Annotated in this window: 13 protein-coding genes; 8 read left to right on the forward strand and 5 right to left on the reverse strand. The window is 73.9% G+C overall.

Annotated features, from left to right (window positions below; all coding sequences use genetic code 11):
- Positions 1 to 132: 132 nt before the first annotated feature.
- Positions 133 to 1,326, forward strand: coding sequence for a glycoside hydrolase family 26 protein (locus OHT61_RS02455; protein ID WP_329034624.1), 1,194 nt, complete (start codon positions 133 to 135; stop codon positions 1,324 to 1,326).
- Between the two features lie 58 nt (positions 1,327 to 1,384).
- Positions 1,385 to 2,137 (forward strand): SDR family oxidoreductase, encoded by a 753-nt coding sequence (locus OHT61_RS02460; RefSeq protein ID WP_329034625.1) that lies wholly within the window; start codon positions 1,385 to 1,387, stop codon positions 2,135 to 2,137.
- A gap of 22 nt (positions 2,138 to 2,159) precedes the next feature.
- On the opposite strand, the gene OHT61_RS02465 is transcribed toward OHT61_RS02460, so the two are convergent.
- Entirely contained in the window at positions 2,160 to 3,617 is a 1,458-nt protein-coding gene (locus OHT61_RS02465) for a hypothetical protein (protein WP_329034627.1), read from the reverse strand.
- A 153-nt stretch (positions 3,618 to 3,770) separates the two neighbouring features.
- On the opposite strand from OHT61_RS02465, the gene OHT61_RS02470 reads away from it, so the two are divergent.
- Entirely contained in the window at positions 3,771 to 5,042 is a 1,272-nt protein-coding gene (locus OHT61_RS02470; protein ID WP_329034629.1) for a molybdopterin-dependent oxidoreductase, read from the forward strand.
- A 310-nt stretch (positions 5,043 to 5,352) separates the two neighbouring features.
- Here OHT61_RS02470 and OHT61_RS02475 read toward each other — a convergent pair whose 3' ends face one another.
- Genes OHT61_RS02475 through OHT61_RS02485 form a run of 3 tightly spaced genes read right to left on the reverse strand, consistent with a single transcriptional unit; the run spans position 5,353 to position 7,522 of the window.
- Entirely contained in the window at positions 5,353 to 6,138 is a 786-nt protein-coding gene (locus OHT61_RS02475; RefSeq protein WP_329034631.1) for a class I SAM-dependent methyltransferase, read from the reverse strand.
- Positions 6,135 to 6,794: a TIGR04282 family arsenosugar biosynthesis glycosyltransferase gene (locus tag OHT61_RS02480; protein ID WP_329034633.1), complete on the reverse strand. Its 660-nt coding sequence runs from the start codon at positions 6,792 to 6,794 to the stop codon at positions 6,135 to 6,137. The genes OHT61_RS02475 and OHT61_RS02480 overlap by 4 nt, the downstream gene beginning before the upstream one ends.
- Entirely contained in the window at positions 6,791 to 7,522 is a 732-nt protein-coding gene (locus OHT61_RS02485; protein ID WP_329034634.1) for a glycosyltransferase family 2 protein, read from the reverse strand. Before OHT61_RS02485 ends, OHT61_RS02480 begins: the two co-directional genes overlap by 4 nt.
- 124 nt (positions 7,523 to 7,646) lie before the next feature.
- On the opposite strand from OHT61_RS02485, the gene OHT61_RS02490 reads away from it, so the two are divergent.
- Positions 7,647 to 8,417 (forward strand): response regulator transcription factor, encoded by a 771-nt coding sequence (locus OHT61_RS02490; RefSeq protein WP_329034635.1) that lies wholly within the window; start codon positions 7,647 to 7,649, stop codon positions 8,415 to 8,417.
- A 4-nt stretch (positions 8,418 to 8,421) separates the two neighbouring features.
- On the forward strand, positions 8,422 to 9,534 hold the full coding sequence (locus OHT61_RS02495) for a sensor histidine kinase (RefSeq protein ID WP_329034637.1): 1,113 nt from the start codon (positions 8,422 to 8,424) through the stop codon (positions 9,532 to 9,534).
- A gap of 42 nt (positions 9,535 to 9,576) precedes the next feature.
- Here the strand turns inward: OHT61_RS02495 and OHT61_RS02500 are convergent, their stop codons facing one another.
- Positions 9,577 to 10,656 (reverse strand): NAD-dependent epimerase/dehydratase family protein, encoded by a 1,080-nt coding sequence (locus OHT61_RS02500; protein WP_329034639.1) that lies wholly within the window; start codon positions 10,654 to 10,656, stop codon positions 9,577 to 9,579.
- 297 nt (positions 10,657 to 10,953) lie between these two features.
- Here OHT61_RS02500 and dhaK point away from each other — a divergent pair, with 297 nt between their 5' ends.
- The 3 genes from dhaK to OHT61_RS02515 are packed head-to-tail and all read left to right on the forward strand — an operon-like array spanning position 10,954 to position 13,004.
- Positions 10,954 to 11,940, forward strand: a complete 987-nt coding sequence (dhaK, locus tag OHT61_RS02505) for a dihydroxyacetone kinase subunit DhaK (RefSeq protein ID WP_443049349.1) — start codon at positions 10,954 to 10,956, stop codon at positions 11,938 to 11,940.
- A 39-nt stretch (positions 11,941 to 11,979) separates the two neighbouring features.
- Positions 11,980 to 12,597 carry a dihydroxyacetone kinase subunit DhaL gene (gene dhaL, locus OHT61_RS02510; RefSeq protein WP_329034643.1) on the forward strand — a complete coding sequence of 206 codons (618 nt, stop codon included), beginning with the start codon at positions 11,980 to 11,982 and terminating at the stop codon, positions 12,595 to 12,597.
- Positions 12,594 to 13,004: a PTS-dependent dihydroxyacetone kinase phosphotransferase subunit DhaM gene (locus OHT61_RS02515; protein WP_329034644.1), complete on the forward strand. Its 411-nt coding sequence runs from the start codon at positions 12,594 to 12,596 to the stop codon at positions 13,002 to 13,004. The genes dhaL and OHT61_RS02515 overlap by 4 nt, the downstream gene beginning before the upstream one ends.
- Positions 13,005 to 13,029: the final 25 nt, after the last annotated feature.

Below are 13,029 nucleotides of genomic sequence, written 5' to 3' on the forward strand. Positions count from 1 at the left end.
CACCCGAATGGTGCGATCGAAGCCGCCGCGCGTCGCGAATGGTCTATTCCCGGCCGGTCCCGCAGGCCGTTGTTGAATCTTTCTCCTTAATGTCGTCATGGTCGGATACCGGCCGTAATCCAAGGAGGAACCGTGCCCGCACAGCGCCGTCTCATCAATTTCGGCATCGGGGCGACCGCGTTCGGCCTCCTCGTGAGCGGTGCGGTCCTCGTCGGCCACGACGGCGCGGACACGGAGGCCGGCAAGGGCTCCGCTCGGAGTGCACCGGAACCGGCCGGAACGACGGCCATCGGGGCCTACCTGCACTACGGCCCCAAGGGCGTGCAGCGGATGGCCGAGCTGTCGCGGTGGCTCGGCGGCACGGAACTACGGGTCGGGCACAGCTATCTGCCGGGCGACGTGTGGCAGAACATCGAGGGCCGGCCCGGGTTCCTCGCCTACTGGGCCGCGTGGCGGCGCGCGGACGCGAACCGGATGTTCGTCCTCAACACGCCGATGATGGAGCGCAACGAGGACCGCGTCTCCGACCGCGAGGTGCGGAGCCTGCTGCGCGCCGGGGTCGACGGGCAGTACGACGAGCACTTCCGCAGACTGGCGGAGCGCCTGGTCCTGCTGGGCATCCCGGACACCGTGCTCGTGCTGGGCTGGGAGATGAACGGCACCACGTACACGCACCGCTGCGGCCCGGACCCCGTGGCCTGGAAGGCGTACTGGAAGCGCATCGTCACGACGATGCGGTCGGTGCCGGGCCAGAAGTTCCGTTTCGACTTCGCGCCGAGCAGGGGACGGGACGCGGTGCCCTGGACCGAGTGCTATCCGGGTGACGACGTCGTGGACATCATCGGCATGGACTCCTACGACCAGCCGCCCGCCCGGACCTTCGACGAGCAGGTCAGCGAACCCTACGGGCTGCAGAAGCAGGTCGACTTCGCGGCCGAGCACGGCAAGCCGATCTCCTTCCCGGAGTGGGGGCTGTTCCGCAACGGCGACAACCCGGAGTACATGCGCCGCATGCTGGAGTGGATCGATCTGCACAAGCCGCTCTACCAGACGATCACGGACTACTGCCCGCACGGGGTGTGGCAGTGCTCCGAGAACCCCCTGTCCTCGGCGGTCTTCCGGGACAAGCTGAGCGGGCTCCCGAACGCCGAGCCGTCCGCACCCGCGCCCGACCCGAGCGGGACGCCGGCCGTGCCGAAGCCGGACAAGCCCACGCCGACGGTGCCCGTCCCGGACCCCAACGCGGACGAGTGGTGCGTCAGCCTTCCGCTGAGCGACTGGTTCGGCCAGTGGCTGACGGACCGCGAGTTCTGCGTGCGACGCTGAGGCGAGGCCGCGGCGGACCGGGCGGCGTGCCCGGGACCGGTGATCGAGGGAGCACGGCATGCGGGTGGCGGTGGCCGGCGGGACCGGCCTGGTGGGACGTCTGGTCGTCGGCGAACTGACGGCCGCGGGACACGAGCCGGTCGTGCTGTCCCGGGCACGCGGGGTGGACCTCGTCCGGGGCACCGGCCTCGACGGGGCCCTGTCCGGTGTGGACGTGGTCGTCGACGTGAGCAACGTGACGACGCTCAGCAGGCGCAGGGCGGTCGGGTTCTTCGACTCGGCCGGCCACCGCCTGCTGGACGCGGCCGCGGGTGCCGGGGTGCGCCACCACGTGGCGCTGTCGATCGTCGGCGTCGACCGGGTCGCCCACGGCTACTACGCGGGCAAGCTGCGCCAGGAGGAGATCGTGGCGGAGGGCCGGGTGCCGTGGACCGTGCTGCGGGCCACGCAGTTCCACGAGTTCGTCGGCCAGACGCTCCAGCAGATGCCGAGGCGGCTGGCCGTGGTGCCCCGGATGACCACCCGGCCGGTGGCGGCCCGGGAGGTCGCCCGGCATCTGGTGGAACTGGCCCTCGCTCCCCCGCGGGGGATGGCCCCGGAGCTCGCCGGACCGCGGGTGGAGCAACTCGTGGACCTGGTGCGCAGGCTGCTCGCCGCCAGGCAGGAGCGCCGCCTCGTGGTGCCCCTGTGGCTGCCCGGAGCGGCGGGGGCCGCCATGCGGGGCGACGGTCAGTTGCCCCTGGGACAGGGGCCGAGGGGCTCGGAGACCTTCGACGAGTGGCTCGTCCGCACCGGCGGGCGGGAGGGCTGACACTCACGCACCCGTTCTCCGCTCACCACCCCGTCCACAGCAGATGGTTGATCAGCAGGGCGACGGCGGCCTGCGCCGCCAGCCAGCCCCGCCGGCCGGCGGCCGGAAGCAGAGCGGCGGCGGGGATCAGCCAGACCACGAAGGGCTGCCAGATCCGTTCCGTCTCGGCCTTGCTCATGCCCGAGAGGTCCGCGACGGCCAATGCGAGGAGCGCGGCAAGGGTCACGCATGCCAGACGCTGAGCGTGCGTGAGCGTGCCGGGGCGCAGACCGCGTACGGCGGCGGGGACCGACACCACCGCCCGGCGCAGGCCCGCGACGGTGGCGAATCCCGCCGCGAGCGTGGCGCAGGCGAGGTTCGCCCAGACCCAGTAGCCGTAGGGGCGGGTCCCGCCGGCGCCCTGGTAGTAGCGCTCGACCAGCAGGTGATAGGCCTCCCACCAGTTGAAGCCCGCCAGGGTGAAGGCCACGGGGGCGACGAGCGCGCCGAGCACCAGGAGGCCGAGCGGCCGGGCCGTACGCCCGAGCAGGAGGACCGCCGCCAGGAGGGCCGCGACGAGCGTCAGGCCGTAACTGAGGTAGCAGGTCAGCCCGAACAGCAGTCCTGAGCCGAGGGCCGCGGCTGCCGGGTGCCCGGCCGTGCGGGTCGTGGCGACGGCCAGCAGCGCCACGGACCAGGCCGCGACGGCGGCGAAGTAGCCGTCGGCCGAGGTCCCCGTCCAGACGGCGAAGGGGGCCAGGACGAGGAACGGGGCGGCTCGCCGTGCGAGCTCCTCGCCCGTCAGTGCCCGCAGGGCGACCATGACCGCCGCCGCGGCGGATCCCCCGAGCACGATGCACCACATGCCCGCCCAGGCACCGCCCCCGAGCCCTGCCCGGTCCAGCCCGACGAACGTGAGGGTGGCGCCCGGCGGGTGTCCGGCGACGTGGGCGGGCCAGTTGCCGGGCGGTCCGATCACGATGTGGTCGGTGAATCCGCGCAGGGCGGCGCCGATGTCGTCGAACCGGTCGATCACGCGCAGGTATTCGTGCTTGGTGGTGAGCCGGCGCTCGATGCCGCGGTACCAGCCCTCGATGAGGGCGAGCGAGAGGATCCAGGCCACCGAGCCGGCCCAGCAGGTGAGGAGCAGGCCCCGCCAGGGCATGCGGGCCGCGGCCCGGGGCCCGAAGGCGATGACGGCGGCGGCCACGGCCAGGGCGGCAGGGGTGCCGGGGCCGATGTGCGGGTCCCAGGAGGCCAGGAGGGGCGGCCAGTGGACCTGCAGGCTGCCGTCGCCCTCCTGGATCACCCATCCGACCCCTATGGCCACCGCCACCAGGAGCGCTCCCGCCGCGGCGGCCGCCAGGTCCCGGCGGCGCCCGGCGGGAGCGGCCGGGACGGCGGGAACGGCGGAAACGGCGGAAACGGCGGAAACGGCGGGCACGGTGGAGTCGGCGGGATCGGCGGCACGGATCGGGTCACTGCGTTCCTCGGTCGTCACGCACGCACGCTACGCACCGGCGGGCCTCGTCGGGCGGTGCGACGCCGCCGCGTCACCGATCCGTCAGATCCGCGGTGGGGCGTGCGCGGACGTCAGACTTTCGTCAGGAGTCGCACGCCCCCGGGGGCGGTGACCCGGCATACCGTCGGCACCATGCGCGACAGACTCCTGCAGGCCCGTGCACACCTCCCCTCTCCCCGTTTCCCGCTTCCGACCGAGCCCGCGTTCTGGCGCAGTCCGGTGCGCGGGGCCCGCTTCACGGCCGTGCTCGGTGTGGTGCTCCTCGCGGGGATCACCCTGATCTTCGTGACCGGACTGCTGTCGTACGCCGCGTACAACCCGGACCTCGCCGCCGTGAACGACAAGACACCGGACAAGGGGTGGCTCGGGTTCTACCTGTTCGACTGGCCCACCGGGCCGCACTGGCTCTACCGGCTGACGCAGGGGGTCCACGTCACGCTGGGCATCGTCCTCGTGCCCGTCCTGCTGGCGAAGCTGTGGTCGGTGGTGCCGAAGCTCTTCGCGCTGCCGCCGGCGCGGTCGGCCGGACACGCCCTGGAGCGTCTGTCGCTGCTGCTGCTCGTGGGCGGGGCGCTCTTCGAGTTCGTCACCGGACTGCTGAACATCCAGTTGGAGTACCTGTTCCCCGGCTCCTTCTATCCGCTGCACTTCTACGGGGCATGGGTCTTCATCGCCGCGTTCCTGGCCCACACCTGCCTGAAACTCCCCCGGGCGCTGCGGGTACTGCGCGCCGGACTGCCCGTCGGGGAGAAGGACGGACTGGCCCCTCCGAATCCCGCCCCGCCGACCGTGTCCCGGCGTGGTGCCCTCGCCGTCGTGGGGGCGGGGTCGCTGCTCCTGCTGGTCACGTCCGCCGGCCGGAGCTTCGACGGCGGGCTGCGGCGCACCGCCCTGCTGACCCCGCGCGGCGGGGCCGAGCCGGGGCCGGGGCCCAACGGGTTCCAGATCAACAAGACCGCCGCGAAGGTGGGCATCACGCCGGCCGACACGGGGGACCGCTGGCGGCTCACCGTCGTCGGCCCGGCCGGGGAGACCCGGCTGACCCGGGCCGAGCTGCTGGCGATGGGGCAGCACAGCGCGGCGCTGCCCATCGCGTGCGTGGAGGGCTGGTCGACGTCCGACCAGTGGTGGCGCGGAGTGCGGCTGCGCGACCTCGCCGCACTCGCCGGATTCCCGGACGAACCGCCCGGGGTGCTGGTCGAGTCCCTCCAGCGCAGCGGGCCGTTCCGGACGGTGGCGCTCAGGGGGAACCAGGTGCGCGACCCGCTGTCACTGCTCGCGCTGGGTGTCAACGGGGAGGCCCTGTCGCCGGATCACGGTTACCCGGCCCGCGTCATCGTGCCGGCCGCCCCCGGCGTGATGAACACCAAATGGGTGACCCGCCTGACGTTCGGGGAGCTGTGATGGGCGTTCTGCGCCGCTGGTACGGGGAAGGGCCGCTGCACCTGCTGCTGATGGCCGCGTCGCTCGCCCTCGCGGGGTACGCGGGAGTGCGCCTGCTCGACGGGGACACCCTGTTGATCCTGGTGTGGTTCGTGGGCGCCGCGTTCGTCCACGACCTGGTCCTGGTGCCGCTGTACTCGGCGGCCGACCGCGCCCTGCGGATCCCCTTCGCGCGGCGTCCGGAGCAGGTGAACTTCGTACGCGTCCCGCTGCTCCTGTCCGGACTCCTCCTGCTCATGTGGTTCCCCCTGATCACCCGTCACGCGGTGCGCTACGAACCGGCGAGCGGGCTGTCCCCGGACAGGTTCCTGGGGAACTGGCTGCTGATCACCGCCGCGCTGTTCGCGGTGTCGGCGCTCTGGCTCGTATTGCGGACCCGGCGGGAGCGGCGCAGGGCGAGGAACGGGCGTCCGTCGTCCTCCCACTGATCGACGGGCTTCCAGTCCTCCTGCCGGGCGTAGCCGAGCAGGGCGGACACGCCGACGCGGGCCCACGGGAAGTGGGGGCCCGCTCCCGCCGGCCCGCGGCCGTCGTCGAGGCGCACCTGGACCCGCTCGTCCACGTCGTGGGGGGCGGCCTCGGTGATGAGCAGTCCGCCCGGGGCGAGCACGGCGGCCACCCGGCGGAGCAGCGCACCGGGGTCGCCGCCGATGCCGATGTTGCCGTCGATGAGCAGGGCCGTACCCCAGCGTCCTTCGCCGGGCAGCGGCTCGAACACGCTGCGGCGGAGCGCCGATCCGCCGATCCGCTGGGTGCGTCCGATGGCGGCCTCGCTCACGTCGATGCCCAGGGCCCGGTGTCCGCGCGCGGCCAGGGCGGCGACCAGACGGCCGGGGCCGCAGCCGATGTCGATGACCGCGCCCTCGCTGCGGCGCAGGGCGGCCAGGTCCGCGGCGTCGGCCTCCGCGCACCAGCGTTCGACGTCGAGGGGCAGCAGCCACCCGTCCTTCCGCCGGAGGAAGAGCGGGCCGCGGCCCTCGCTCAACGCGCGCGCGTACGGATCGGCGGTGGCCCACGGGGCGGAACCCGGGCCCGCCGGCGGCAGGACCGTGCTCATCGGACCGCCGCCCGGCTCAGTCGCCCGTGGGTCCGGGCGAAGCATCCGTGCGGCGCTGCGGCGGCGACGTGGGCGGCGTCCTCGGCCGTGTCCACGTCGCGCAGCACGGGCAGGTCCCGCACGGTGAGGCCGAGTTCCGCCAGACGGGCCCGCTGGAGTGCGCCCGTGTCGGGGCGGGACATCACCACGCCCCGCACGGCGCGGGGGTCGGGAGCCGCGAGGCCGAGGGCCCAGAAGCCGCCGTCCTCGGCCGGTCCGAACCAGGCGTCGCAGCCGTCCCGTCCGGAGGGGGAGAGCGCGGGGGCCAGCAGTCCGGGAGTGATCTGCGGGGTGTCCATGCCGATGAGGAGTGCGGGACCGGTGCACGTGGCGAAGGCGGCGGCGATGCGCTCGTCGAGGCTGCCCGCGCACTGCGGCAGTACGTCGAAGCCCGGGGGCGTCCAGGGTCCGGGGCGGCCTTCGAGAACCAGGACCCGTCGTCGTACGGGCAGGGTGAGCACGGTCCTCAGGGTGTCCTCGAGTGCCGCGGCGGCGAGTTCGGCGGCCTCCTCGGGGCTGAAGGGCGGCGTGAGCCGGGTCTTGACCCTCCCGGGCAGCGGCTCCTTGGCGATGACCAGCAGCGTCGTCGCCGCGCCGTCGGGTGCCGGTGAGCTCATCGGGCCGCCTCCGCACGGGCGGCGGGCGAGGTCCGCGCGGCGGGCTGGCGCAGCACCGCGCGCATGTCCCGGACCGCGTGCCAGGTGCCCCGCCAGGTGCCGGTCACCTTGGACTTGCCGGTGCGGGGCAGATACGGCACGTCCGTCTCGCAGACGCGCAGTCCGGCGTCCGACGCGCGCACCACCATCTGGAGCGGGTAGCCGCTGCGACGGTCCGTCAGGCCGAGCTCCAGCAGGGACTCCCTGCGTACGGCCCGCATCGGCCCGAGGTCGCGCAGTCGCAGTCCGGTTCGGCGGCGGAGCATCCTGGACAGGACGGCGTTGCCCGCCCTGGCGTGCAGGGGCCATGCGCCGCGGGCCGTGGGGCGCCGCCTGCCGAGGACCAGATCGGTCTCGCCCTCGGCGATCCGCCGGACGAACGAGGTCAGGAGCGCCGGGTCGAGCGAGCCGTCGCAGTCGCAGAAGCAGACGTACTCCGCCTCGGCCGCGAGCAGTCCCGCATGACAGGCGGAGCCGAATCCGCGGCGCGGTTCGTGCACGACGGTCGCACCGAGCGCGCGGGCGATGTCCGCCGACCCGTCGGTGGAGCCGTTGTCGACGACGATGGCCCGCCAGCCTTCGGGGACACGGGCCAGCACCCGGGGCAGGGCCGCGGCCTCGTCGAGGCAGGGCAGAACGATGTCGGCGCGGAGGGGGGCGGCAGGGTCAGCCGGTGAGTAGTCGGTCACGCCGATCACCCTACGGAGCCAAAAGCGGCATTCCGGGCTCCGGGTTCTTACGAAACGTGGACGTCGACCGTGTGGCGGGGGGGAGACCCTCCGCCGGGACGGGCGCTGATGCCACAGTGGCGCCATGCAGAACATCGCTTCCCCTCCGGACTCCGGCGGCGTGTCACCGAGCGGTCGCGCGGACGGCGTGTCACGCGGCCGTGTGCTCGTCGTCGACGACGATCCGACCGTCGCGGAGGTGGCCGCCGGGTATCTGGAGCGCGCGGGCTACGACGTCGGACGGGCCGGCGACGGGCCGGCGGCACTGGAGGGTTTCGGGGTGCTGCGGCCCGATCTCGTGGTGCTCGACCTGATGCTGCCCGGCATGGACGGCTTCGAGGTGTGCCGGCGGATGCGTGCGCGGGGGCCTGTGCCCGTCATCATGCTCACCGCGAGGGGTGATGAGGACGACCGGATCCTGGGGCTGGAGACCGGCGCGGACGACTACGTGACCAAGCCCTTCAGCCCGCGCGAACTCGTGCTCCGGGTGGAGGCGGTGCTGCGCCGGGCCCGGCGCGCGGAACCCGGCGCCCCCGCCCGGCTCGGCGGAGCCGGGATCGACCTGGAGCCCCTGGCCCGGCGGGCGACCCGCGACGGCAGGGACCTCTGCCTCACACTCCGCGAGTTCGACCTGCTGGCCTTCTTCCTGAGCCATCCGGGCCGGGCCTTCAGCCGCGAGGAGCTGATGCGGGAAGTCTGGGGCTGGGACTTCGGCGATCTGTCGACGGTGACCGTCCACGTGCGGCGCCTGCGCGGGAAGGTCGAGGCCGACCCGGCCCGCCCCGGCCTGATCCACACGGTGTGGGGCGTGGGATACCGCATGGACCTGCCCGGCGACGACACCTCGGGGGACTGAGCCCATGGCCGACTTCCTCCTCATCGCGCTCCTCGCCTTCCTCGGCGCCGCCGGGGCCGGGCTGCTCGGGGCCCTGGTCCTGCGGTTGCTCAGAAACCGGCCCCTAGTGGTCTCCCTGAGCGTCGTCGCCGCGGTGGCGGTGACGGCGATGCTGGCCGGGACCCTGACCGTGGCCTGGGCGATGTTCCTGTCGCCCCACGACCTGACGGTGGTGACGACCGTCGTGGCCATGGCCGCCGCGGTGTCGCTCGCGACCGCGGTCCTGCTGGGCCGCCAAGTGGCCGCGAGCAGCCGTGACCTGACGCTGGCGGCCCGCTCCTTCGGCGACGGGGGGACGTTCGCCGCACCGCCGGGGCAGGCGACGGCGGAACTCGCCGCGCTGACGCGCGAACTCGCGGCCACCAGCGCCAAGCTCGAGAGCTCCCGGGAGCGTGAGCGCGCCCTGGAGACATCGCGCCGGGAGCTCGTCGCGTGGATCTCGCACGACCTGCGGACCCCGCTGACCGGGCTGCGCGCCATGTCGGAGGCCCTGGAGGACGGTATGGCACCGGACGCCGGCCGCTACCTGCGGCAGATACGCCGCGAGGTGGAGCGCATGAACGGCATGGTCGGGGATCTCTTCGAGCTCTCCCGGATCCACGCCGGATCGCTCACCCTGGCTCCCACCCGGGTGTCCGCACACGACCTGGTCGGCGACGCGCTGGCCGGCGCCGGTCCGCTGGCCCGCGAACACGGGGTCCGCCTCGTCGGGGGCCGGGTCGAAGCGGTGCCGGTGGAGGTCGACAGCAAGGAGATGGGACGGGTCATGGGCAACCTCCTGATCAACGCGATCAGGCTGACCCCGGCCGACGGGACGGTGGCGGTGGCCGCGCAGCGCTCACCCGAGGGTCTCGTGCTCTCCGTGACCGACGGGTGCGGCGGGATCCCCGAGGCGGATCTCGCGCGGGTGTTCGACACGGGGTGGCGGGGCAGCCCGGCCCGCACCCCTCCGTCGGGGGCGGGCCTCGGGCTCGCGATCGTCCGCGGGATCGTCGAGGCGCACTCCGGCCGCGCCGGTGTCCGGAACGTGGCGGGCGGCTGCTGCTTCGAGGTCACCCTGCCCGCCGCCCCGGGCTGAGGGCTTGCGGGCCGCCCGTGCGGCGGGGCGGCGGCCCGGGGGCTAGCTCCGCGGTCCCGTGGCGGGGCGCAGGGGTGCCGTGGCGAACTCCCGCATCCCCGCGGCGAAGTCCGTCTCGGGCTTCCAGCCCAGCTCCTCGCGCAGGCGCCGCGAATCGGCGGTCACGTGGCGGACGTCCCCGAGCCGGTACTCCCCGGTGACGACGGGATCGGGCCCTCCGTGGGCCGCCGACAGCGCCCGGGCCATCTCGCCGATGGTGCGCGGGGTGCCACTGCCGGTGTTGTAGGCGTCGAAGGTGCCCGGCGCCCGCTCGGCCAGTGCCGCGAGGGCCACGGCGTTGGCCGCCGCGACGTCCCGTACGTGGACGAAGTCGCGCCGCTGGCCGCCGTCCTCGAAGACCCGGGGCGCCTCTCCCCGGGCCAGGGCCGACCGGAAGAAGGACGCGACACCGGCGTACGGGGTGTCGCGCGGCATCCCCGGGCCGTACACGTTGTGGTAGCGCAGCGCCACCGCCCGGCCGCCCGTCGCCCGGGTCCACGCGGCGGCGAGGTGTTCCTGCGCGAGCTTGGTGGCCGCGTACACGTTGCGGGGGTCGGTGGGGGCTTCCTCGGTGACCAGGCCGGGCAGCAGTTCCGAGCCGCAGGAGGGACAGCGGGGCTCGAACCGTCCGGCGTCGAGGTCGTCCGGCGCCCTGGGGCCCGGCCTGACCGAACCGTGCCGGGGGCAGTCGTACCGTCCCTCGCCGTAGACCACCATGGACCCCGCGAGCACCAGGTCCCGGACCCCTGCCGCCGCCATGCCGGCGAGGAGCACCGCGGTGCCCAGGTCGTTGCAGCCGACGTACTCCGGCGCGTCGGCGAAGTCCTTGCCGAGGCCCACCATCGCCGCCTGGTGGCACACGGCGTCGATGCCGGACAGCGCACGGGCCACGGCCTCCCCGTCCCGGACGTCCGCGACGATCGTCCGGACCCCCGGTGGAAGTTGGCCGGTGGCGGGGGCGGCAGGCCCGTGCGCCGAGGGGAGCAGGGCGTCGAGGACGACCGGCTCGTGCCCGCCCGAGGCGAGGGTCCGGACGATGTACGACCCGATGAAACCGGCTCCGCCGGTGACCAGTACACGCATGCCGCCACGCTAGGCCGCGCACGGACCGCGGCGGCGGCGCGGCACGCCCGCGTCACGGGACCGTAAGGACCGCGGGAGCTCGTGCCGGACGCCCCCCTGGCGGGTGGTCGGCGCGCAGACGGGCGCGTGTACGTCCCTCCGACGGCTCGGATGTGTGTCCCTCCGACGCGTCGCTTCCCGATCACACGGGTCTCTTCGATACTGGGGGCCGTACGCACTGAGACAAGAGGATCGGATTCACGCCGACGGCGGGCACCTGCGGTCCGCCGTCGCTCTCTCCTGGAGGAACCGTTGCGCATGCTCATCAACGTGCCGGAGACAGTCGTCGCGGACGGCCTTCGCGGTATGGCCGCCGCCCACCCGGATCTGGTCGTGGACCCCGAGAAGCGTCTGGTCGTCCGGCGCGACGCGCCGGTGGCGGGCAAGGTCGGGCTCGTCTCCGGCGGCGGCTCCGGACACGAGCCGCTGCACGCGGGATTCGTCGGTCCCGGAATGCTCTCCGCGGCCTGCCCGGGAGAGGTGTTCACGTCCCCGGTGCCCGACCAGATGGTGCAAGCGGCGGCGGCGGTCGACAGCGGGGCGGGGGTGCTGTTCATCGTGAAGAACTACACCGGTGACGTCCTGAACTTCGACATGGCGGCCGAACTCGCCGAGGACGAGGGTGTGCGGGTCGCCCGGGTGCTCGTGGACGACGACGTCGCGGTGTCCGACAGCACCTTCACCGCGGGCCGCCGGGGCACCGGGGCGACGCTCTTCGTGGAGAAGATCGCCGGCGCGCTCGCCGACGAGGGAGCGCCGCTGGAGCAGGTGGAGGCGGTGGCGCGCCGGGTGAACGAGTCCTCGCGGAGTTTCGGGGTCGCGCTCAGCTCGGTCACCACTCCGGCGAAGGGCACCCCGACGTTCGATCTCCCGCCGGGCGAGCTGGAGTTGGGCATCGGCATCCACGGCGAGCCCGGACGTGAGCGGCGCGCCATGATGACCTCGCGCGAGATCGCCGACTTCTCGGTCGACGCGGTGCTGGAGGACCTGCGGCCGGCCGGCCCCGTGCTCGTCCTGGTCAACGGTCTCGGCTCGACGCCGCTGCTGGAGCTGTACGGGTTCAATGCCGAGGTGCAGCGGGTGCTGTCCGAGCGGGGTGTGACGGTGGCTCGTACCCTGGTGGGGAACTACGTGACGTCGCTCGACATGGCGGGCTGTTCGGTGACCGTCTGTCAGGCGGACGAGGAGCTGGTACGGCTCTGGGACGCGCCGGTACAGACGCCCGCGCTCCGCTGGGGCCGGTGAACGAACCTCCGTCGGTCCGTGTGAGGAACAGGAGATCTTGTGCTCGACACCGACTTCTTCCGTCGCTGGATGACGGCCACCGCGGCAGCCGTGGACCGCGAGGCGGACCGGCTGACCGAGCTCGACGCCGCGATCGGGGACGCCGATCACGGCAGCAACATGCGGCGCGGTTTCAGCGCGGTGCGCGACGCGCTGGAGAACGAGCCGCCCGAGACGCCCGGTGCGGTGCTCGCGCTGGCCGGACGTCAGCTGATCTCGACGGTCGGCGGGGCGTCCGGGCCGCTGTACGGGACCCTGCTGCGCCGCACCGGGAAGGCGCTGGGCGACGCCCGGGAGGTGTCGCCCGCCGGACTCGCCGAGGCATTCGGCGCGGGGGTCGCGGCGGTGGCGCAGCTCGGCGGGGCCCAGGCCGGTGACAAGACGATGCTCGACGCGCTGCTCCCCGCCGTCGAGGTCCTGGCCGACTCGTTCGAGGAGGCCCACGACGCGGCCGTGGCCGGTGCGTCGGCGACGGTTCCCCTGCAGGCGCGCAAGGGCAGGGCCAGCTATCTGGGTGAGCGCAGCATCGGGCACCAGGATCCGGGGGCGACGTCGGCGGCGCTCCTGGTCGGGGCGCTCGTGGAGGCCGCGGCCGGCGGCGACGGGGGTGGCGCGTGACCGGGGAGAATCAGGTCGGAATCGTGCTGGTCTCGCACAGCGGGCCGGTGGCGGATGCCGTGGCGGAGCTGGCTGGAGGGCTGGCGGCCGGCGGTGCGACGGCTCCGGTGGCGGCGGCGGGAGGCACGTCCGCCGGGGGGCTGGGGACGAGTCCGGAGCTGATCGCCGCGGCGGCCCGGAGCGTGGACCGAGGCGCCGGTGTGGCGCTCCTGGTGGACCTCGGGAGCGCGGTGCTGACGGTGAAGTCGATGCTGGCCGACGGAGATGAACTGCCCGCCGGGGCAAGGCTGGTGGACGCACCGTTCGTCGAGGGCGCGGTGGCCGCGCTGGTGACGGCCTCCGCGGGCGGCGATCTGGACGCCGTGGAGGCCGCGGCCTCGGACGCGTACGGCTACCGGAAGACGTGAGCGGCGGGAGGCCCTGAGCTCCTGT

Origin of the sequence: Streptomyces sp. NBC_00178 (genome assembly GCF_036206005.1) — a bacterium.
Classification (GTDB): Bacteria; Actinomycetota; Actinomycetes; order Streptomycetales; family Streptomycetaceae; genus Streptomyces.